The sequence below is a fragment of the Anabaena sp. EIM26 genome (genome assembly GCF_057568715.1).
Genome location: NZ_CM172472.1, coordinates 4,314,264 through 4,337,430 on the forward strand (window position 1 = coordinate 4,314,264; position 23,167 = coordinate 4,337,430).

Annotated in this window: 18 protein-coding genes; 12 read left to right on the top strand and 6 right to left on the bottom strand. The window is 38.9% G+C overall.

What is annotated here, in order from left to right; translation table 11 throughout:
- Window positions 1-26 precede the first annotated feature (26 nt).
- Complete coding sequence (locus AC012T_RS18640) at window positions 27-1,478, top strand: protein adenylyltransferase SelO (RefSeq protein ID WP_487060226.1); 1,452 nt, start codon at window positions 27-29, stop codon at window positions 1,476-1,478.
- 137 nt (window positions 1,479-1,615) lie between these two features.
- Here AC012T_RS18640 and AC012T_RS18645 read toward each other — a convergent pair whose 3' ends face one another.
- The 4 genes from AC012T_RS18645 to AC012T_RS18660 all read right to left on the bottom strand — a co-directional run bounded on the left by AC012T_RS18645 (window position 1,616) and on the right by AC012T_RS18660 (window position 7,210).
- Window positions 1,616-2,629, bottom strand: a complete 1,014-nt coding sequence (locus AC012T_RS18645) for a diguanylate cyclase domain-containing protein (RefSeq protein ID WP_487060227.1) — start codon at window positions 2,627-2,629, stop codon at window positions 1,616-1,618.
- A gap of 9 nt (window positions 2,630-2,638) precedes the next feature.
- The gene (locus AC012T_RS18650; RefSeq protein ID WP_487060228.1) at window positions 2,639-5,629 is read right to left on the bottom strand and encodes an ATP-binding protein; all 2,991 of its coding nucleotides are present in this window, start codon (window positions 5,627-5,629) and stop codon (window positions 2,639-2,641) included.
- Between the two features lie 172 nt (window positions 5,630-5,801).
- A complete protein-coding gene (locus AC012T_RS18655; RefSeq protein ID WP_487060229.1) occupies window positions 5,802-6,854 on the bottom strand; it encodes a glycerate kinase in 1,053 nt (350 codons plus the stop codon).
- Window positions 6,855-6,877: 23 nt separating this feature from the next.
- Window positions 6,878-7,210 carry a DUF565 domain-containing protein gene (locus AC012T_RS18660; RefSeq protein ID WP_487060231.1) on the bottom strand — a complete coding sequence of 111 codons (333 nt, stop codon included), beginning with the start codon at window positions 7,208-7,210 and terminating at the stop codon, window positions 6,878-6,880.
- Between the two features lie 228 nt (window positions 7,211-7,438).
- Here AC012T_RS18660 and AC012T_RS18665 point away from each other — a divergent pair, with 228 nt between their 5' ends.
- The 4 genes from AC012T_RS18665 (at window position 7,439) to AC012T_RS18680 (ending at window position 10,941) form a co-directional block, all read left to right on the top strand.
- The gene (locus tag AC012T_RS18665) at window positions 7,439-8,065 is read left to right on the top strand and encodes a hypothetical protein (RefSeq protein ID WP_487060232.1); all 627 of its coding nucleotides are present in this window, start codon (window positions 7,439-7,441) and stop codon (window positions 8,063-8,065) included.
- Between the two features lie 246 nt (window positions 8,066-8,311).
- Window positions 8,312-8,566: a hypothetical protein gene (locus AC012T_RS18670; protein ID WP_487060233.1), complete on the top strand. Its 255-nt coding sequence runs from the start codon at window positions 8,312-8,314 to the stop codon at window positions 8,564-8,566.
- A gap of 12 nt (window positions 8,567-8,578) precedes the next feature.
- Window positions 8,579-9,022 (top strand): HNH endonuclease, encoded by a 444-nt coding sequence (locus AC012T_RS18675; protein ID WP_487060234.1) that lies wholly within the window; start codon window positions 8,579-8,581, stop codon window positions 9,020-9,022.
- Between the two features lie 101 nt (window positions 9,023-9,123).
- Window positions 9,124-10,941: an ArnT family glycosyltransferase gene (locus AC012T_RS18680; RefSeq protein WP_487060235.1), complete on the top strand. Its 1,818-nt coding sequence runs from the start codon at window positions 9,124-9,126 to the stop codon at window positions 10,939-10,941.
- Window positions 10,942-11,099: 158 nt separating this feature from the next.
- Here the strand turns inward: AC012T_RS18680 and AC012T_RS18685 are convergent, their stop codons facing one another.
- A complete protein-coding gene (locus AC012T_RS18685; RefSeq protein ID WP_487060236.1) occupies window positions 11,100-14,450 on the bottom strand; it encodes an ATP-binding protein in 3,351 nt (1,116 codons plus the stop codon).
- A gap of 654 nt (window positions 14,451-15,104) precedes the next feature.
- On the opposite strand from AC012T_RS18685, the gene AC012T_RS18690 reads away from it, so the two are divergent.
- The 7 genes from AC012T_RS18690 (at window position 15,105) to AC012T_RS18720 (ending at window position 21,867) form a co-directional block, all read left to right on the top strand.
- Window positions 15,105-15,689 carry a KaiA family protein gene (locus tag AC012T_RS18690; protein WP_487060237.1) on the top strand — a complete coding sequence of 195 codons (585 nt, stop codon included), beginning with the start codon at window positions 15,105-15,107 and terminating at the stop codon, window positions 15,687-15,689.
- Between the two features lie 92 nt (window positions 15,690-15,781).
- Window positions 15,782-16,096, top strand: coding sequence for a circadian clock protein KaiB (gene kaiB / locus AC012T_RS18695; protein WP_323313817.1), 315 nt, complete (start codon window positions 15,782-15,784; stop codon window positions 16,094-16,096).
- Between the two features lie 70 nt (window positions 16,097-16,166).
- On the top strand, window positions 16,167-17,711 hold the full coding sequence (gene kaiC, locus AC012T_RS18700) for a circadian clock protein KaiC (RefSeq protein ID WP_487060238.1): 1,545 nt from the start codon (window positions 16,167-16,169) through the stop codon (window positions 17,709-17,711).
- A 118-nt stretch (window positions 17,712-17,829) separates the two neighbouring features.
- Window positions 17,830-19,734 (top strand): TolC family protein, encoded by a 1,905-nt coding sequence (locus tag AC012T_RS18705; protein ID WP_487060239.1) that lies wholly within the window; start codon window positions 17,830-17,832, stop codon window positions 19,732-19,734.
- Window positions 19,735-20,078: 344 nt separating this feature from the next.
- On the top strand, window positions 20,079-20,456 hold the full coding sequence (locus AC012T_RS18710; protein ID WP_438891523.1) for a hypothetical protein: 378 nt from the start codon (window positions 20,079-20,081) through the stop codon (window positions 20,454-20,456).
- Between the two features lie 61 nt (window positions 20,457-20,517).
- Entirely contained in the window at window positions 20,518-21,018 is a 501-nt protein-coding gene (locus AC012T_RS18715; protein ID WP_015215366.1) for a hypothetical protein, read from the top strand.
- 69 nt (window positions 21,019-21,087) lie between these two features.
- Window positions 21,088-21,867, top strand: a complete 780-nt coding sequence (locus AC012T_RS18720) for a photosystem II electron transport protein, Sll1252 family (RefSeq protein WP_487060240.1) — start codon at window positions 21,088-21,090, stop codon at window positions 21,865-21,867.
- Between the two features lie 106 nt (window positions 21,868-21,973).
- On the opposite strand, the gene AC012T_RS18725 is transcribed toward AC012T_RS18720, so the two are convergent.
- Window positions 21,974-22,756, bottom strand: coding sequence for an SDR family NAD(P)-dependent oxidoreductase (locus AC012T_RS18725; RefSeq protein WP_487060241.1), 783 nt, complete (start codon window positions 22,754-22,756; stop codon window positions 21,974-21,976).
- Window positions 22,757-23,167 lie beyond the last annotated feature (411 nt).

The following is a 23,167-nucleotide window of genomic DNA, read 5'->3' on the forward strand; positions in this document are numbered from 1 at the left end:
ATAAGATCAGTTTAAATTTGCTCATAATGACACCGCCTAAAACTGCAAATCACACAAATTCTAGTAATCCCTTTCTCACCCTTAACTACGAAAGCGCCTTAGAATCTCTAGGTGATGACTATTATGACGAAGTTGCAGCAGCAGAATTTCCCCAACATATTCTGCGTTGGCGCAATAATGCACTACTACCCCGGTTAGGAATTGATCCCCAAGCAGTCACAGAGGAAGATTTTATTAGCGCTTTTGGCAAATTTGAAGGGCGTAAACCTTTATTAGCACTGCGTTATCACGGTTATCAATTTGGTGAATATAACTCGCGCTTGGGTGACGGTAGAGGCTTTCTTTATGGACAAGTACGCGGCACTGATGGCGAATTATACGACCTTGGCACAAAAGGCTCTGGGACAACACCCTACTCTCGTGGTGGTGACGGAATGCTCACCCTCAAAGGTGGAGTCAGAGAAGTTCTAGCGGCAGAACTACTACAACGCTTGGGTGTGAGAACCTCCCGCTGTCTGAGTATGATTGAAACAGGTTTAGGTCTTTGGCGTGGAGATGAACCTTCCCCTACTCGCTCATCTGTAATGATACGGATGAGTAAATCTCATATCCGGTTTGGAACTTTTGAACGACTTCACTATTTAAAGCGTCCTGACTTAACTAAAAAACTACTAGATCATGTAATAGAAACTTATTACCAACATCTAAATGCTGAAAATGATAAATATGCCCTATTTTATGCTGAACTAGTGCAGCGGGTAGCAGAACTGGTAGCACAGTGGATGGCTGCTGGCTTTTGTCATGGAGTTTTGAACACTGACAATATGTCGATTACGGGAGAGAGCTTTGACTATGGGCCTTATGCCTTTATTCCTACTTATGATCTCCACTTTACCGCTGCATATTTCGATTATTATAGACGCTATTGCTACGGACAACAACCTAGTATTTGTCACTTGAATTTAGAAATGCTGCAAGAACCTTTAAAAGCAGTAATTGATATCAGTGACTTGCAAACTAGTTTAGCTAGATTTGCCGAATATTATCAGGCAGAATATCGGACTTTAATGTTGAAAAAGTTGGGTTTTGAAAATTGTAAATTTGCTCAAGCTGATGAACTCTTAGCATTAACAATTACTTTTTTACAAGAAAGTCAAATTAGTTATCATCAGTTTTTCTCAGATATGGCTTTTACTTTTTCGAGCAAATGGCGAGACGAACCTGCATTTGTGATGAACACATCAGAAATTGTCCCTGCCTTGGGAGCATCCCCAATTTTTGATAATTGGTGCGTACTTTATCATCAAATTCTCAATCAGTTTGATCCCAATCAAATGGAAAATACTGCCAAAACTCTAGCTAAATATAATCCGCCATCCACCTTGCTAAGACCTGTAATTGAATCAATTTGGGAACCAATTGTTCAAGACGATAATTGGCAACCTTTTTATAATTTAGTTGAGCAATTCCAAGTCTAAAATAGCCATTAGTCCATATTTAAAATTGTCTGGAGACTAGAGATAGAGATTATTTCTGTCTCCATCATATTATTTTTCGAGCTACAATAATCAAACTGGATTCATATATGTTTTATTTAATAAGATTAAACAGAATCTCACCTGATACTTTTAGCTATAATTCTGTTTCTTCCCTGTGCTTTAGCAGTGTAGAGTGCTTGATCAACAATCTCTATTAAAGTATTGGGTATAGTTTCTATATTAGGAAAAATAGTGGTGACTCCAATACTGACAGTTACAAACCTATCAACTCTAGATTGAGAGTGGGGAATCTTGAGATTATATACTTCTTTTCGGATTTCTTCGGCTACACCTATAGCCTCTTGAAAATTTGTATTTGAGAGAATTACTGCAAATTCTTCTCCCCCATAACGAGCTAGTAAATCAGTTGGATATTTAACCGATGATTTTAATGTTTTAGCTATTTGCTGTAAACAATAATCGCCGCTTAAATGTCCATAAGTATCGTTATAATTTTTAAAAAAATCTACATCACATAATAATAGAGATAGAGGCAAATTTTCACGAGCTAGTCGTTGCCATTCTAAATTTAAATACTCATCAAATTTTCTCCGATTGGCAACTCCTGTTAATCCATCTAAAATAGCGAAAAGTTGTAACTGGTGATTGACTGCTATTAAAGCTTCTTCAATTCGTTGACGTTCCTTAATTTCTGCCTGTAATTGTTTATTTTGGTCAATAAGTTGTTGATGTTGTTGGTAAATAATTAATTGATTTTTAACCCTTGCTAAAACTTCTAATTCTTGAAAAGGTTTTGTAATGTAGTCTACTCCACCAATTTCAAAAGCCATAATTTTATCTGTAGTTTGATCTAAAGCACTAATGAAAATTATAGGAATATTTGCTGTCTCTGGGTGAGATTTTAATTGCCGACAAACTTCATACCCATTGATGTCAGGCATATTAATATCTAGTAAAATTAAATCTGGAGGTTCTATTTTCGCTGCTTGAATTGCAACTTGACCACTAACTGTTTTTTTTACTTTAAATCCTTTAGACTCTAACATCTTAGATAGCAAGCGGAGATTATCTGGGTTATCATCAACAATCAGAATTAGACTACAATCGTTATAGCATCTATTTAAATACATGATTAGATTTTACTCAGGAGAAGTGATATTAATAATTGTTTCTATGTGGAAATTATCAACTAAATTTTTTAATGTGTCAGCTATTGATTGATATTGAGCAGGAATTTGTTTAAACAATTCATGGAGTTGAGCATCGTCAATTATCAAGGCTGCTTCATGAACTTGTGTAATCCAATCATGAGCCATAAATTTTAAATCTGATGCGTTTAATTGTTTAAATTTGTGATTATCTATATGCGATTGTGTTGAGTGATTACTATCCGCATAGATGTAGCGTAAATTTAAATATTGTGCCATTTTTTCAAAAAGAATATTTTCTTCAAAAGGTTTGGCAACAATATCATCACAACCTACTTGTAAAATAGCTTGTTTGTCTTCTTCAAATGCGCTAGCAGTCAGAGCAATAATCATCAATTTTTTGCCCTGAGTCATGGCTCGAATTTTCTTAGTTGCTTCATATCCATTCATCACAGGCATTTGAATATCCATCCAAATCAGATCGGGTTCCCATTCTTGATAAATTTCAATTGCTTCTAAGCCATTTTCTACTGCACAGACATCAAAACCAACATATTTGAGTAGTTTGACAATTAGCTGTCGATTTTCTAAAATATCCTCAACAATTAAGATTTTATATTGAGGTTGTCCTGGTTCTAGACCAATTACTCGCTTGATATTTTGGATAGGAGGAACAACATCAATGTTATCAGTTAGACTAAGTTGAACGTGACAAGTAAAAGTTGTACCTTGTCCTAAAATACTATCAACTCTCACATCACCTTTCATATGTCTGGCAAATTGACGGCTAATTGCTAGTCCCAGTCCAGTACCCTGCATAAACTGTCTTCCATCTTTAGCCTGTAAGAAAGCTTCAAAAATTAATTCCTGGTCTTCAACAGCAATACCTCCTCCTGTATCTTCAACTTTAAATTCAACAGTTACTTTCCCTATCTCTACAGCTAAAGATACAGAGTCTTGAGGATAGGATACTCTGATGGCAATATGGCCAGAAATGGTAAATTTGATAGCATTACCTATGAGATTAATAAGTATTTGTCTAAGCTTACCCTCATCACCAAAAACATATTGGCTGACCTCTGTACTAAATTCAGTAATTAAATTCAATCCTTTATCCGCAGCTTTGAGGGCAAACATTTCTTGAATGGAGTAAATTAGACGATGTAAGTCAAAATAACTTTCGTTGAGGGTAAGTTGACCAGCTTCAATTTTAGACATTTCCAAAACATCATTAATTAAAGCTAGTAAATGTTCTCCACTCCGACTAATAATTTCTAAATTTTCTCTGTCTTCTTCAGATAATGAGCTATTGCGGGTTAATATTTGAGTAAAACCCAAGATAGCATTGAGAGGAGTTCGTAATTCATGACTCATCTTGGCCAGGAATTGACTTTTAGCGCGGTTAGCAATTTCTGCCTGTTCAGCGGCTTGTTGCAATGCTAGTTGGGAAAACTCTAGTGCGGCAAGCATGAGACTATTTCTCATTTCTTGTGCTACTTCAATTTCAAATGCTTCCCAAGGAAGGGATTTGTCTTTAACTGTTTGTTTCCATAGTTCAAAGGATTTGCGTGGTGTGAGGTACTTTTTATTATCTGAATCAACAGATATTGCTTGGTTAGGATTACCTGCCCAATTCACAGTTTGGACTTGTTCTGGTCTGAACCAAATGATGTGATAAGACTTGTGATGGAGAACTATTGAAACTGATAAAATACCACTGGCTATATCTTTAAAATTAGTAGCATTTGGATATAGTTGTGAGAGAGAATCTGTGTAAAAAATTTCTTGTTGATTGTTTTGAGTTAGTATCCAGTCTACTAGCTTTTGAGTATCTTGTGTGGAGGGAGTATTACCGATGAATATTAATTGTCGTTGTAATAAAACAGCAGCACCAGTAGCTCTAAATAAATTTAATAAACTTGATTCATTACGCTTAAAAATATTGCCAATGTAATCTAATTCATTGGTTAAATTATGATTTAGCTGTTCTTGAATTAATTTGATTTGTTGACGGTAGAAATTTAATGCTTGTTCCCGTTGATTAATTAATTCAATAGAGGCAAATTGACCAATGATTTCACAATTTTTGCGGATTTCGTAATCAATATATTTGGGTGAATAATGATGGCAAGAAATTAAACCCCAAAGCCTATTTTCGTTAATTATTGAAATTGACATGGAAGCAGTAATGCCCATGTTTTGCAAGTACTCTATATGACATGATGACATACTTCGTAAAATTGAGTTACTTAAATCAAGAGATTCATGAGTGCTGGAAATAATTTTTACTGGTTGATAATTGACATCTGGTATTAATCGCAGCCAATTTTTATAATAAAGTGTTCTAGCTGATAGAGGGATATCAAAAGCTGGATAATGTAATCCTAAATAACTTTCTAAATGACTTTGCTTGTCTTCGGCAATAACGACTCCACTATAGTCTGCTTCAAATCTGTATATCATTACTCGGTCAAACTGAGTTATCTTCTTAACTTCTTGAGCAACAATTTGAGATAGAGCAGATAAATGAGGTGCTTGAGCAATGTTAAATATGGCTTTTTCTAAACCGTGGGTATATTTTAATAAGGGATGAAGTTGAGGAAATGAATGAGGTTCTATTTCCAGAATTAAACCATCAGTATAGCGATGAAGTATACCTAAATAGACTGTGGAACTTGCTTGGGTTTGAGTTGTTATTTCTAATAATTGTATACAGGGTAGTTGATCTTTTTGTAAAATATTAGTAATTAATTGTATTTGTTCTGGAGATAATAGACTGTTTAAATATTGATTAAGTAAAGATGCTGCGGGAATACCAAAAAAATCAATGGTGTTTTCACTAACTTGTACGATTTTAAAATTTGGTTCTTGTAAAGCAAAAATTACACCATGAGGCTGAATGTATACAGAATTATGAATTGGCTCTTTTTCATAATTACTCAAGTCGAGTGTTTTCGGGATTTGAAAATAGGTGTGATTCATATTTATTTTTTCAGTCTGTGAATTGAATTATTATTTGCTTCAATTAATTTACAATGTAAGTATTCAATGGAGAATACATAAATTACGATGGTAAAGGCTTTCTGAATGAAATTTTATGATTTTGAAAAAATATTACTTTTATCTATTCTTAATTTCATAAGCATTCAGATTCCTATATTTTTACTTTAAAAGTATATATATTTCCAAAAGAATGATCAGAAAGTAGTTCGATAACTAAATCAACAAGATGAGATTGCAGCAATGGTTTGATGAATAATTCTGGGTGCAATGAGAGCCAAAAATAATGCACAAATTCTTCTATTTGTGCATTGGTCATACCAGATTTACCAGCAGCAATCATTTGTTTTTCTGCTTGTTTACGCCACTTTAAAGAATAGCGATAATCGGTGGGATATAGAAGTATTAAACTATCTAAATGCTGCCAAAGAGGGAGATAATTGCTGAGTTGATGGTTCATATCAGCAGCAAAAGCCCGGTCATCATCTGTAATGATGGGTGGTGGTGCATTGGTAAAAGCTGCTGGATCAATTGGTGGTACACCGACAAACCAACCTTCAAATAAGACAATATCTACTGTGGAGACAATTTCTGGGGTTGTGCGATCGCCTGCACCAGAGTAAGCTGATTTATCAAAACGGGGAACACTGACAGGATTCTTGCCTTGACGAATCTGATCGAGTAAAATTAAACCTAAGTCGATATCGTGGGTTCCTGGTGGACCACGCCAAATCAGACGGGGGTAATGCTGCATTAAAGCCAGGCGATCGCTATAAGTTTTGTACAAGTCATCCAAAGATAAGCTCAAAGTACGATATCCCAACTGCTGGAGAATCAAGCTGAGAATCTGGGACATTGTGGTTTTCCCAGTCCCTTGTCCACCTAAAATCCCCTGAACGAAGGGTCTACCCAACTCTTGACGACTTGATGCTATTTTGATCCCCAAAGGTAGCCACAAATCCCACAACACTTGTAACATTCTCTGCGGCGGAATTTGCAAGGTATTTTGGCAGAATTGCCTAAAAGAAGGTAACACTAGGGATAGTAGATGCGATCGCTCTTGAAGGACTTGAGATACATTTACCGGAGTGATATCAAAAACCTTTGCTGTTTCAGTATTTTCTAGTGCAGCCCTTTGTGCTAAAAGTTGCCAAGATGCATTTGTAGCACCTGTGATCAAAATTTCATTCAGCCACTCACTGACCATAACTAGCACCTCCTCTAAAAAAATCAAGACCCTAGCTTAAAGGCTTCCACAAATAGACTATAGATGAAACCTACCTTTAAAAAATTCAGTGCTTCTACCCAAAGTGCCTTTTTAGCCAAAAAGCCCCGGCTGTAAAATATTCTACTAGTAACCTCAGTTAATAGGACTAAAATAGCCGCTATCACCATATCTAATACCCCTCTTTGTCCAGTGGTAGTAGATATTGCTGATCCCAGAAAGAAACCAAATAAAAAATTAATTAGCAGAAGCGATAGTCGCCGCCAAGGATTTACAAACCATTGCCCCACGAGCCTAGCAATAGTATCTAACAGGTTGTTAAGACGAGTATTTTGCATTGATGAGACTGGGAAAAATCAAAAAATGTTTAAATATTGCCATACTGAAGGTATAAATTTCAGATTAGGTTTATTTAAATTGAATTTTATAGCATTATAAATCAATACAGTTACATTCAGAAAATTTATCTATTCAAGCAACATTAACTTAAACCCAAATGATAAAACTCTCAACTGAAAACTGAGAAGGATCAAGCCTAAAAAATATTATCTCTAAAAAGTATCATTATGAAAACTTCCATGTATCGTAACTTTGCTGTTATATCTTGTGCATTTGGGCTACTAGGAATTCTAGCTGGATGCTTGGGAATGAGTGTATCCTTTGAACCTGCCAACCCAAATCTAGCCCCAGAACAAACATCTACATTAGAGCAAACAATACCCGCACCTCTAGGTTCCGAAAAAGTTATATCTGCCGGTGCAGACAATATTACCACTACTCCCAGCCAGCAATCAGAAAAACCCAGTGCAGAAAATTCACCTGATGTATCGGCCTATCAAATAAGCTCCGCTAATAAAAGCAAAGTCTTAGGCAGTTTGCGAATGAGCAATCAAACAAATCAACCTGTACGTCTAGCCCTATTAGCACGAAAGTCAACAGACAAAAAATCCTCGACTAACAAAACTAAATATAATATTCCGGCTCATTGGGATTTTGCTCCCCACGAAGGTAGTCAAAAGGGTTTAGTTTTATCTCTCCCAGAGGGTAATTTAAAACTAGAGACAGGAGATATTTTAGTAGCTTTTGCCCAAGATGGTTCCCGCAGCTATTGGGGACCCTATGTTGTTGGCGAAACTCCCTCACCACAATGGAATTCCCAAACTAAAGAATGGCAATTGGAACTAACTCCATAATGGGAGCATCCCAATTTTGCAAAAACATTGCAAATTGTCATTCTGAGCGGAACGGAGTGAAGCGTTCGCGTAGCGTTCTGAAGGAAAGAATCTCGCGAGATGCTTCATTGCGCTTCGCTTCATTCAGCATGACAGTAAACTTACACATTTGGGATGCTCCCTCCATAATGGGGAATTAATGAGAGACAAAAATGTACAAGTTGCAAAAATAGCTTAATAATAGATTAAGGAGTAAATAATTGAACTATGAATACATCTATACCTCTGAATCCAGCTTATGACGAAATTATTAAGTTTATAGCAGGTGGAGTTACACCTCAATCTCTAATTGCATTTCAAGCATCAGAGTCAGTAAAAGAACGAGTCGCTGATTTAATATTTCGTGAAAAAAACGAAAATTTTTCTGCTGAAGATAAATCAGAACTTGATCATTATATGGTACTTGAACATTTAATTAGACTAGCAAAAGCTCATGCTTATGAATTCGTTACAGAGGAGTAATTAAACCTGAATATGGATCGTCCTTATTTGAATAAAGAACTACGTCGCTTAGTAGCAAGTCGGGCTGATTTTTTGTGTGAATATTGTCTGATTCAAGAAAAAGATACTGTTTTAGGTTGTACCTTAGATCATATTGTCAGTATTAAACATGGGGGTTCTTCCAATGAAGATAATTTAGCTTATTGTTGTGTATTTTGTAATCGTTTTAAAGGAAGCGATATCGGTTCAATTCTTTGGGAAACTAAGGAATTTATCAGGTTTTACCATCCTCGTTGGGATAATTGGGGTCAACATTTCAAAATCAATGGTTTTCAGATTGAATCCATAACAAATATAGGAGAAGTAACAGCAAGAATATTAGGTTTTAATGATCAGCCCCGTTTATTAGAACGCCAAATCTTAATTTCCAAAAAAAGATATCCTTCTCCATTAGCCTTGAAAAGAATCAATTTCTAAAATAAAGTGCCACTTCAGAGAACAAAATTGAACTTAAGAACGACTTTTGAATTATTGTGGATGAGAAAGATGCGACTCACCGTGTCTATAAGTATGGATTTATGAAGCTAAAATTGAGCATTACCAGCCCTGTTGACCAATGGTTTAATAAGATAGAACAGCGTCCAGCCCTTGCTGTGACTATTTCGATTGTATGGTTGCTGTTGATTAACTGGATAGCTTTTGGTTGGAATTTGGGCAATATTGGCTTGATTGATGAGACTGAGCCACTTTTTGCGGAAGCTTCCCGACAAATGCTAGTTACAGGTGATTGGATTACCCCATTTTTCAATGGTGAAACTCGTTTTGACAAACCGGCGTTAATTTATTGGTGTCAAGCGATCGCATATTCTATGATGGGGGTGAATGAATGGGCAGCCCGTATCCCTTCTGCACTAGCAGCAACGGCTGTAACTGCTTTGGCATTTTACGTTGTCCAGTGGCATTTTGCTAAAAAAGATCAATTAGAGCAAGTAGCCAATCCTACTCGTCGTTACTTAACAGCCGCTGTTGCATCGGCTTTAATGGCATTTAATCCCGAAATGATTGTTTGGGCTAGAGTCGGTGTTTCTGATATGTTGCTCACCGGTTGTATGGCCTCAGCTTTGTTATGCTTCTTTCTAGGATACGCTCAAAATTCTTCCCCTTCCCCCTTCCCTAATAAATGGTATCTAGCTTGTTATGTGCTGATTGCTGGAGCAATTTTGACTAAGGGGCCAGTGGGAATTGTGTTACCAGGACTAATCATGATTGCCTTTGCCCTATATTTGGGTAAATTCTGGGATCTGTGGCGAGAAATGCGGCCGATTTTGGGCATGGGCATAGTCTTCGCTATATCTGCGCCCTGGTATGTCTTGGTGACTTGGCGCAATGGCTGGAATTTTATTAATGCCTTTTTTGGGTATCACAATATAGAACGCTTTACAGAAGTTGTTAACGGTCACTCAGCCCCTTGGTATTTTTACTTTTTAGTGGTGTTGTTGGGCTTTGCACCATACTCAGTTTTTATACCTGCATCCCTAGCTAGGTTAGAATTTTTGCAGAGAAGGCACTGGCTAGATCAAGAACGTTCTCAACAATTGGGTTTATTTGCTGGTTTCTGGTTTCTGGGTATCTTCGGCTTTTTCAGTATTGCTGTCACTAAACTCCCCAGCTATCTATTACCTCTAATGCCAGCAGCAGCTATCCTGGTAGCATTGTTTTGGAGTGACCTTTTTCCAAATCCCCAAATTCCCAAACCTCTGAAATCTTTCAATATTAGTAGCTGGGTAAATGTGGCCTTTTTATCAACGTTATCAATAGGACTATTTAACCTATCCAAGATAGTAGGTACTGATCCTGCCGCACCATATTTATACCAAAAAATCGAAAATTTGGGGTTAACAAATTTGGGAGGGATAATTTGGCTTATTGCTGCGATTATTATTGCTGCTTTCATATTGAGTTATCAGCCACGTCCCATCATTGCAATTAATTTAATAGGCTTCGTGGCATTTTTATCCGTGGTGTTAATGCCTACTTTGTTGATCATGGATCAACAGCGTCAGTTACCTTTAAGAGAATTATCTGCGATCGCTGTCCAAGAAAAACAACCCAATGAAGAATTAGTTATGGTTGGTTTCAAAAAGCCTACAGTGACTTTCTACTCTCAAACCACCGTCAACTACCTGAAGTTTTCCAAAGAGGCTCTAGACTATATTCAAAATCAAGCCTCCGCAAAAGTCAAACCACCATCACTACTACTCCTAACTGAGCATAAAAAGTTGATTGAAATGAACTTTCAACCAGACGATTACAAGAATATAGCCACCAAAGGTGCTTATAATCTCATTCGTATTCCCTTGCAGAAAATTAAACAAAACAACCTGAATATTTCATAATTAGGAGTCAGGAGTCAGGAGTCAGGAGTTCGGAGTTCGGAGTTCGGAGTCAGGAGTCAGGAGTCAGGAGTCAGGAGTCAGGAGGTAGAAGAATTTTGGATTTTGGATTTTGGATTTAACATTGAAAAGTTTCCTAATTACCAATCACCAATCACCAATCACCTATTACCTTTAACTAAAGCCTGATTAATTTGACTTAATAAATCTTCCATTGAGATTGAACGAGGTAAAATCTGGGTAGCAATACTGCCGGGAAGCTGTTCTAATTCACTAACTTCATTATTTTGTCTGGACTGATATCCATTGTTTTTCTGTGTTGCTATTTCTGGATATGTTACTTGATTTAATGTTTTGTCCAGTACTAAAATTGGCGGCAAATTAAACGGTAAATCTGACAAAGTAGTTAATGCTTTTTGTACTTCTTTGTGAATAGCAGACTCACCTAAACAAATTAGTAGTAAATCAACACTTTGATGACGGAGTTGTTGTAGCACTTCTGCCCAGCAGTTACCCATAGCTGCTTTCAAGCCAGCGGTTTGTAAGTACTGAATTAAAGCTTGGAACCATTCAGATCCTCGTTCAGTATTCATTGAGGAATCATTATGACTATACTCATTTTTGAGCGATAGCGAAGCGCTGCTGCTTTCAGCAGATCGCTTATTGTCTCTCATTGCAGAATTTTTTTCTCCCCGATAACCCTTAATCGGCTTGCCTCTGACCTGTGGCAAATCGCGTAACATCGTTACATCAACTACCAGGATATTGGGAGGACAGCCAATAGCAGAAGCAATTTGTAGTACTGACAATAAAGCATCAGGTTTGGTTTTGGGACTGGCACTTTCCTTACCTAAAGGAGTTAAATAAGGGAACACAGATAATCCGGGTATTTGGGAAGCTGTCAAAGTAGTCGCAACATCACAAGTTACCAGGGGGATAGCTGCTAATCGGGGGTGGTTGGTCAACTGTTGGAGATAATTTTGGGCTGTGGAACTTTCCACATCTAGTAAAATTACATCAAACTGCCACACCCGTGCTAAAAGTTCTGCCTGATCTAAGTCATCTACTTCAATAACTCGATGTTCTCGCAGGGAGGGTTGGGGATTGACCGCTTCTAATTCTGGATTTACCAACCTGAGAATCCGCAGCGGAGTTTTTGTAGTTGTGATTTCGGGATTTTCTAAACCTATCTGCTCAACTTCTGGTGCTGCACATAATTTTTCTAAAATAGGTACTAAAGCTTGATGCTCTACTGGTAAACTCAAGAAATTATCGGCTCGGTGAGCAAATGCCTGTTCTTTTTCTGCTCCCGTAGCGGTGACAATCACTGGAATATGGCGAGTTGCAGTATCAGATTTTAGCAAAGTCAGCACATCCCAACCTGATAACAGGGGTAACAACGGATTCAAAAATATAGTTATTGGTTGTAAACGACGAGCTTTTTCTAGTGCTTCTGTCCCTGACCGAGCAATTACTACCCGATAACCTAAGCCTTTAAGATGTTGGGTGAGGTCTTCAATATATCGAGCTACTGCCTCTACTACTAACACTAACCGTTGGGAGGAAGTTGGTTGATGTGATTCGCTGTTTCCCCCATCTGATTCGGCAAAGCTGGTTTTGGGAGGGCAAGGTGGTAAGAGTAATGTAAACTGGCTACCGTTGCCTTCACGAGATAAAAAGCTGACATCTCCGCCATGTAGACGAGCTAAAGCCCTTGTTAATACTAGTCCTAAACCAGTACCTTCAAACTGACGCGTGAGGGGATTTTCCAGTTGTTGGAATTTTTGGAAGATTAAATGTTGTTGGTGTTCGGGAATGCCAATGCCTGTATCCCAGACTGTAAAGGCAATCCATCCTTCCCAACGATTGACCCGCAGTCCTATTTCTCCAGAGGTTTCGGTGAATTTAAAGGCGTTGGAAAGTAAGTGTACCAGCATTTGCCGCAATCGTAATTCATCTGCGACGATTTGTTCTAAACCTGGTTCAATGGTGAGGCTAAATCGGTGATCTGGTGAATGCTGACTTTCTGATGCAGAGGATGGGATGACTTTGCTTGGTTGATTGTGGAGTGTTTTTATTTCTGATAAAGCGCGATCGCACACTTCCCTAATTTGCACTGGAGACGGATTTAGTTCCATCTGTCCAGTTTCCATCCGCGTTAAATCTAAAATATCATTAACTACACTCATCAAATGTCGTCCACTTTGATGAATTAAGCTGGCATAACGCGCTTGTCGCTCGTTCAATTCTCCTAATTGTTGATCTACCAGCAATCGTGATAAACCCAAAACTGCTGTTAGTGGTGTTTTCAATTCATGACTAATACAGGCTAAAAACTCATCCTTCAACCGATTTAGTTGAATCAAATCGGCATTTTTGGCTGCTAGTTCTTTAAAAAGTTGTTGTTGTTCAGTTACATCAGTTGCTAAAACTAACCACAAATCATCATTACCAAGTTCTGAATATTCACTTCTGAGCGTCACTTCCGAATCAGCACTTAAAACCTTCAAATCAGGACTATCTAAGGGAATTTTCGTAAACTGCCAAATTCGCTCCTGACCATTCTGCACTTCGACAACACAAGTACAAGTACCCAGTTGAGTATCCAAAAAGCAGCGACTAGATGTAGAGTTTGCAGTTATTTGTGGCTCCTGCGTGATAGGTAAAACTGAAGATGAATCTGTTGAATTAATTCCTTCACTTCTAAGATGCCGTTTTATTAATGTGTTTGGATCTTCGTTTTCACCCCCTATCCCATTTGGGTAAACTTTCACCGCTTTTTGGTGGACGTATTCTTGATTTTTTTCTTGATTTTTAACATGAACAGGAGCAAGAATAGTTTCTACTTCTTGCCTGATTCCTTCGAGATCTTTGAAAACTCCCAATTGTTGCCACCAAGCTGGATTTTGTGTTACCACTTCGCCATTACTCGTTTGTAACATCAAAGGCCAAGGTAGTCTTTCCAGCAACTGCACTAATGGATTTTGTCTGCGTAACTGATGTTGATTTTGCTTGTAGCGACGAGTCTTAGACCCAGCATAATTCTTTGTCTGAGTTGAAGGAATACCCGCAACAATTACTGCTTTCTCTTTAGCTAAAAAACGTAGTAGTCTAGGGCTATCTAGCAGCCCCAGAAACTTCCCGTCTGAGTCAATTAATACCCAATCTAAATTTCTATTTTTTTGGCTTTGTTGGCATGGCAAAAACAAACTAAATTTTTCTAGCCGCTCAGAGGCTGGTATTGTTTGTATTGGCGAAATCAGACTAGAACTCAACTTAGATATCGGCTGTTGTAGATTTAAAAACGTTTCACCATTGGCTGCTGCCAATAATTTCGGGATTAAACTGGCAGAGTACAACAATCCGATTGGGCATTGTTGTTGATTCACCACTACCAGGCGATCGCACTGCTCCTTCTCCAAAATCTCCAGCACCACTGCCAGAGTACTCGTTTCTGGGCAGCTGGGTACGGTTGCTAGAAAGTCATAAAGCGGGTAATGTAGCATTAACATAAGGCTTAGGGGGGTCATTCTTCCTGTCGTCGCCTCTGGCTTCAACATCTGCCAAAGTGCTGATGGTTTCCATACCTGAAGCAATATCCTTCAAGAAGACTCATATAAGCGTCTCTGGTTACAATTCAAAATTAAATGAAGCAACTAAATTGGCTCTGACAGACAATCACTTGCCTCCCACAGTTTCCAGAGCCTCCATACTTCCCTCTGCTCACCCTGTTGCCAGAGTGGCCATCTCCACCAGTCAGAATACTGGTATTTAAACTCCTCATCTATAGTTACAGCTAAAACAATTATCGCTCCAAAGATTCGCTTTAGAACCTTGAGGAATTATAATGATTTAGAATGCGACAATACTTTAAGTTCGTTTATGTATCTTATCAAGGAGTGAAATGAAAAAATCTACATTCAGATAGATATACATAACTCAGATTAGGAAATTAGCTACTCTATCCTTTTTGCTCAATTCTTCATCAGCTACTTAGTTAAGTTATACCATTCACCTGATTTAGATAGGTTATAAAGTAGCAATTCTTCAATATTTGTTGACATAAGGCGCTCTTTAACCAGGTTTTACTCAAAAGCTTTTACCCGAATAAATTAGCCCAGACACCATAGTCTGAACGATCATCTCAAATAAAATATAAACAATAAATGATATTACCTATATTATTGATTTGGCGATCTGATGTTAAAAAATATTTAGATAATCATCCCGTTCTGTATACTCATCACAGTTTAATTGAGCGGTTATGGAATTTCCTAGAGAGTATTATTACTCAATTGTTTGCATTACCACTGGCTGTTACTGCTCCTGTAAAAATTCCCTCTTTACAAAAAATAAGACAGTTAAACATAAATGCACAATTGACTCACAGCCAGAAATATAGTTATGTTTTAGCGTGTAATGAACAATGGTTTCAGGAAATGAGTCCTGCCGAGAAGCAGGAAATACTAGATAAACTTAAATCAGATTACCGCCTCATTTTGATAAATTACTTTACCACAGACAAAAATCTAAAGATAATAATTGATAAATTTATCAACGCCTTATTTTATGCTAATATTCCTGTGCCACGAATTATAGAAATGCACATGGAACTAATTGACGAATTTTCCAAGCAACTAAGGTTAGAAGGCAGAAGTGATGAAACATTACTAGATTACCGACTCACCTTGATAGATATTTTGGCAAATCTGTGTGAAGCATATAGATGTTCGGTTTCTAAAATGAACTGAATGGAGCGAATTATAACTGGCATTTGCGGTCAATTCAGGCAAATGCATCAGCATATTTTGTATTCCTATACTCATACCTAGTCTATAAATTTATGAATAAAGTCGGAAAAACTTATGTTCTCAAGCTGTATGTAGCTGGGAATACACCCAACTCCGTGCGGGCGTTAAACACACTTAAAAATATATTAGAACAGGAGTTTCAAGGTGTTTATGCTTTAAAAGTCATAGATGTCCTCAAAAACCCCCAACTAGCCGAAGAAGACAAAATACTCGCTACACCAACATTATCTAAAATATTGCCACCCCCCGTCCGTAAAATTATCGGTGATCTTTCAGATAGAGAAAGAGTATTGATAGGATTAGACTTACTCTATGAAGAATTAAGTGAAGAAGACTGGGAAGAGTAAGATATTACTGAACATAATAAAAGCTTTAGTAAGTTTAAAAAACAGTTTAAATACCCTGATGTGATCAGCAATGAGTGACAAAGAGCAACAAAAAAAACTAAATCCACCAATTGGGGGTGTAGAGAAAATTCGCACAATGATCGAGGGCTTTGACGACATTAGTCACGGCGGTTTACCAGTGGGTAGAACAACCTTAGTCAGTGGCACTTCTGGTACAGGGAAAACTTTATTATCTCTCCAATTTCTCTATAATGGTATCACCTACTTTGATGAACCAGGAGTATTTGTAACTTTTGAGGAATCACCAAGCGATATCATAAAAAACGCCCATATTTTTGGATGGAATTTGCCACGACTAATTGAAGAAGGAAAACTATTTATTCTCGACGCATCACCTGATCCTGAAGGTCAAGATATTGTTGGGAATTTTGACCTTTCGGCTTTAATTGAGCGTTTACAATATGCGATTCGCAAATACAAAGCTAACCGTGTTTCCATAGACTCCATCACAGCAGTATTCCAGCAATATGAAGCTGTGGGAGTAGTGCGGCGGGAAATATTTCGATTAGTAGCACGTCTCAAGCAACTTAGTGTCACTACTATAATTACAACTGAGCGTGGTGAAGAATATGGGCCAGTAGCATCTTTTGGTGTAGAAGAATTTGTTTCTGACAATGTAGTAATTGTTCGCAACGTCTTAGAAGGAGAACGTCGCCGACGCACACTAGAAATTCTCAAATTGCGCGGTACGACTCACATGAAGGGTGAATATCCATTTACAATCACTAACGCAGGAGTCAACATTTTTCCTTTAGGCGCAATGCGTTTAACACAAAGATCTTCAAATGTCCGCGTATCTTCAGGAGTCAAAACCCTGGATGAAATGTGTGGTGGTGGTTTCTTTAAAGATTCAATTATTTTAGCCACAGGGGCTACTGGTACTGGTAAAACTCTCTTAGTCAGCAAATTCATTCAAGATGGTTGTGTTAGCGGTGAGCGAGCAATATTATTTGCTTACGAAGAATCCCGCGCTCAACTGTCTCGCAATGCTTATTCTTGGGGAATTGACTTTGAAGAATTAGAAGACCAAGGATTACTAAAAATAATTTGTACCTATCCCGAATCAACGGGATTAGAAGATCACTTACAAATTATTAAATCAGAGATTGCCGATTTTAAACCAGCCCGTATTGCCATTGATTCCCTTTCAGCAATGGCTAGAGGCGTTAGTAATAATGCTTTTCGGCAGTTTGTAATCGGGGTGACAGGGTATGCCAAACAAGAAGAAATTACTGGTTTCTTTACCAATACAAGTGACCAGTTTATGGGGTCACATTCAATTACTGATTCTCATATTTCCACGATTACTGATACAATTATCATGTTGCAGTACGTAGAAATTCATGGAGAAATGTCGCGGGCAATTAACGTTTTCAAAATGCGGGGTTCGTGGCACGACAAGGGGATTCGGGAGTACAATATTACGGCTGACGGGCCTAATATTAAAGATTCTTTCCGTAATTATGAACGAATTGTCAGCGGAGCGCCTACCCGCGTTAGCATAGACGAAAAGGCGGAACTTTCTCGCATTGTCAAACGTTTTGAAGACAAATAGAGTTCTGCTCTAAACTTCGGTATAGTGCTATATTCTTTGCTTCATTTAGTATCGTGCTATATTCTGTGTGGAGACAAGTTTTCTGCCGCTAGTATAGATTTTCGTGTGAGGAGATGCGGTGAAAGGACAGCAATTATTTTATAGTTTCTTACCTGGTGTAACAGCAGCGGTATTAACAACTCAGTCGGCTTGGGCTGGTACCGTAAAAGTAGGTGAGGTAAAGCTGGTGTCTTCTCCTAGTGTGTTGACTGCAAATGATGTGAAAACTTCGATCGCAGACAACATCAATAGGCAACTGCCTAATACTGCGGTTGACAGTTCTCCAGTTTTAGTACCTGCCATTGATTTCAGGAACCTGGGTGGCAAACCTTTGGTTAACCATAGTGTTCCAGAAATGGCTGTTGTTAACAATGCCAAAGTACCAGTAGAAAAAATATCAAAAACAGTTTTACCGGTTACGGCTACTGGTGGCAAGGTAGCACAGCTACCAGCAAAAAATAAATGTTTACAGGCAGGGCAGAAAAGCCAAGCAGCTTTGCTCCTAGCCTTAAGTGCCTGTTCACAAAAAAAGGCCAATATTAATCGGGTAGCCCAAGTGACTGTTCCCACTGAATCGGGAACGCCTAATACTTCAGAGCCACCTAATCAAAATACAGAAACTGTCACCCCTGTACCAACAGGCTCTGTTGAGACTCCTGAGCAACTCAATCCTAGTCATAATCCTCTGTTGTTTCCAACTGAACCAGAGGAAGTGAGGCTCCAGACAAATCAGCCAATTAGTTTGTCACAGGCTCTAGAACTGGCAAAGCGCAATAATAATGACTTGCAGGTGTCAATATTGCAGTTGGAACGCAGTAAAGGCTCTGTCAGGGAGCAACAAGCCGCTTTGTTACCAACCGTGGGATTGAGTGGCAGTGTCACTAATAGTCGTAGTGCTTCTAGTACACTGGCAGCTACTCAACAACAAAAGTTGAATCCCAATGCCCCAGATGCCAGCGCTGATACTAGTTTCAGTGGTCAAGCACAACTGAGATATGACCTTTATACCTCTGGCAGACGGAATGCGGCGATTAGAGAGGCTGAGGAACAGGTACGCATTCAGGAATTGGATGTGGAAAGGCAAATTGAGGACATTCGCTTGAATGTGGCTAGAGAATACTATGATTTGCAACAAGCAGATGAACAAGTACGTATTTCTCAGTCGGCTGTGCAGAATGCTGAGGCTAGTTTGCGAGATGCGAATGCTCTAGAGCGTGCTGGTGTGGGAACTCGGTTCGATGTGTTGCGATCGCAGGTAAATTTAGCTAATGCCCAACAAGACCTGACAAATTCTGTTTCCCAGCAACAAATTGCCCGTCGTCGATTAGCCACTCGTTTAAATATTTCCCAGTCAGTAAATATCAGCGCGGCTGATCCTGTGCAATTGGCTGGTTTGTGGAACGAAACTCTGGAAAAGAGTATTGTTCTGGCTTATCAAAACCGTCCCGAACTACAACAACAGTTGGCACAGCGTCAAATTAGCGAGCAACAAAGAAAACAAGCTTTAGCTGCTTTGGGACCACAGGTTAGTTTAGTTGCCAGCTATGATCTGCTCGATGTGTTCAATGATAGTACCAGCGTTAGCGATGGTTATTCAGTGGGCGTGCAAGCAACCCTAAATTTATACGATGGGGGAGCAGCAAAAGCTAGAGCGTCTCAGGCAAAATCTAACATTGCGATCGCAGAAACTCAATTTTCTGAACAACGCAATCAAATTCGCTTTCAAGTAGAACAAGCCTATTCTACCCAGCGATCTAATCTAGAGAATGTACAAACTGCTAATGTGGCTCTAGAACAAGCTAAAGAGGCTCTAAGGTTAGCCCGTTTGCGATTCCAAGCAGGTGTAGGAACTCAAACTGATGTCATTAACTCAGAAAATGACCTCACCAGATCCGAAGGTAATCGTATTCGAGCAATTTTGGACTACAACCGCGCTCTGACTGAGCTACAACGCTTTGTCACCTCCAGAGCTTTTAATCAGTAACTCAAGTTGCTAGTCATCTAGTGTAGGCTGGTAATGGGTGATTGGTAATTGGTAATGGGTAATGGGTAATGGGTAATTGGTAAAATTCCTGTTAAAGTCTCCATCTACCGTTACCTGTTCAATAACAAGCAACAAAAAGCCTCATTGACAGTAAATAAACTGCAAAATGAGGCTTTTTAGTTAAAAAGGTTATATTTGTTACGGGGACAGGAAAAATGCGAAAATGGGAAGATAAGGGAGATGGAAAATAGGGGAAAGTTTCCTCCTGCCTCCTGCCTCCTTGCCCTGAGCGAAGCCGAAGGGCTGACTCCTGCCTCCTGACTCCTGAACTCCTTCTTCTTCCCATGACTAAAGTAACATCAAAAGAAATCGCCCAGTTTCGCTCTCAATTGGCAGATGATCCCCAGGCTATGGAAGCGCTAGACTTAATTGAGGACTGTGAAGGGGACTTAGAAGATGCAGCCATGAGCCTAGCAATTCGGGCTGGACAAGAACCAGAACAAACAAATGCCGAGTGGTTAGAAGCTTTAGCAAAAAAATGGCGTGCAGTCATTTGTGAACAAGAATATCGAAATGACTTATTGAATGGCTCAATTGTAGAAATGATGGCACATTTAAAAACAATCCCTTCATTTCCGAAAATTTTGGCAACCCCAGTTTTGATATATATTATTCAGCAAGGCGTAAATAATTTTTGTGCGCCACTAGATTCGCTAAAATAACATTGGTGCTGATACGCTGTTAATTAAGGCAAACCTCAGTCAAATAACCATTTTAAAATCAATGAATTACCTTGTTGCCGTATTAGCAGACCGCATCCAAGCTGAATCTGCTTACTTAGGCTTAGAAAGAGAAGGGATAAATAGTACTATCCTCGGTAGAGGATACAAAACCGCCGACGAGTTTGGATTAATTGATCCCAAAGAGCAAGCGCTAAAACAAGCAAAACTAATGTCATTCTGGTTAGTACCATTTGGCTTTTTTGCTGGTTTTACCTTCAGTTTAATTACTGGGTTAGATACCTTTGCTTGGGCTGGAGAAATTGGTAATCATGTCGTTGGTGGTTTATTGGGTGCTGGTGCTGGTGGGATGGGTAGCGTGTTTGTTGGCGGTGGAGTTGGTTTAGTTGCAGGTGGTGGAGATGCTTTACCCTACCGCAACCGCTTAAATGCTGGCAAATACATAATTGTAGTTCAGGGTTCAGAAACTTTGACTCGCCAAGCTACTCGCATATTACGCCAGTTTGAGCCAGAAAATCTCCAAGGTTATGCAGAAACAAACTAATTAGTCAGTACTGAGTACCGAGTACCGAGTGCTGAGTAATGAATTTTTTTTCCCTCTTCCTCAATACCCATGTTACCTAGAGAAGAACTTTTAAAAAGTGTTGAAAACCGGGATAGTATAGCTCGTGTGATTGACCAGGCAGAGCAAGCTATTAAGACCTGGGAAGTAGTTTATACTGATTTTTTGTCTCCGCCAGAGTTGGCAGAAATTCAACGGGTATTTAGCCGATTAACAGAGGTGCATTTAGTGGCGTGGGGTGGATATCCCCAAGCTGAACGTCAAAGAATTGCGATCGCACGTTCTGAGCTACCTTTAGATCAATCTCAAGTTGCGATCGCAGCTTTAGAAATTGCGGGTAATTTCCTATTTGATACAGCCAATCACCGAGACTTTCTAGGTGCGATGCTGGGGACAGGAATTGTCCGCGAAAAAACGGGAGATATTATCGTCTTAGGAGAAAGAGGATCTCAGGTAATAGTCGTCCCCGAATTGACAGAATTTTTGGAGATGAGTCTCCAGCAGGTGCGTTCAGTCCCTGTGAAAACCCAGCGAATTGATATCAACGAGTTAAAAATCCGCGAACCTAAGAAAAAAGAATTAACCACTGTGGAGGCTTCTTTACGTTTAGATGCGATCGCATCCGCCGGTTTTGGAATGTCCCGCAGCAAAATGGTCGATTTAATTGACTCTAATGATGTTCGTGTCAATTGGAAAGAAGTCACCCAAGCCAGTTTTCAACTTAAATCAGGCGATTTAATTGCCATTCGCGGTAAAGGACGTTTAGAAGTTGGCGAAATCGCCGTTACTAAAAAAGACCGTTACCGTATGCAATTGACTAGGTATATGTAGGAATGGGGAATAGGGAATAGGGAATAGGGAATAGGGAACAGAAGAAGATGAGGAAGCAAGGGAAGTAATATATTTCTGCATCCAATCACCAATCACCAATCACCAACTAACCATTATTTTTAAACTGTTTTGCGATCGCACTTACCAGAGATTCTCTTGGTAAAAATCTGTGCATATTGACGATTAATTGATTTGCCAAACCACCGCTAACCACAGTCGAATCACCTTTTTCTAAAGCTTGCAAAGCATCACGCACAACTGCTTCAGGAGTCGCTATTTTATTATTTGAACCTGCCAACTTGGAAGGAAAACGAGCTTCTGTGAAAAAGTCTGTTTCTGTTGGCCCTGGACAAACTACCAAGACGCGGACACCATAATCACGATTTTCTGCCCACAATGCTTCACTAAAACTGAGAACAAAAGCCTTAGTTGCCGCATAAACAGAAAGATAAGGCATTGGTTGAAATCCGGCAATTGAGGAAACATTAATTATGCTACCAGAACGTCTTTGCCGCATTAAAGGTAGAAATTTGTGAGTTAAATCGACCAATGCCATAATATTCAATTGAATCATATTTAATTGCCGTTCTCCTTCCCGTTCGGCAAAATCGCCATAATCGCCAAAACCAGCATTATTGATTAACAAATCAATTGTTAATTCTTGATTCTTTATGGCATCAAATACATCATTAGTTGCATTCTGTTCTGTTAAATCTTTAGGAATGATTTCTACTTTTATTTGGTGTTTTTTTCGCAATTCTGTGGCTATTTGGGTTAATTTTTCGACAGAACGGGCAACAAGAACAAGATTTGTTTTGCGTGCGGCTAATTCTTCAGCAAAAGCCTTGCCAATTCCCCCAGATGCACCGGTAATTAAAGCTGTTGACATTTTAGATATTATCTGATTTATTGCATCACCTTATTTATAGTAGCAACTGTTTTTCCCACTTGTTGTCAACAACAGGACATACGCAACTGGCATGGCTTTGTAGGGTGCGTCAGAGTCGAAAATTTTTTGATATTAACCAATTTATTGGTTTGACGCACCTTAGAGGATGTTTGAAAAGTTTTGGGCGAATATAATTCGCTACTACACAAACGAAGTCCACCTGCGTGGACTAACCAAAAAACAGTTGTTTCAAACCCACGGAGGTGGGTTTTGTCTGTGTAGCCAAGCCACTGCTTTGGGCGGTTTCCCCGACTTGTAGCAAGTGGCGTGCGACTTCTAGTCGCCAGGGTTAGTATGGATTGAGACTTTTCAAACAACCTCTTACAATCTCACTGAATTCCCCTATATGTA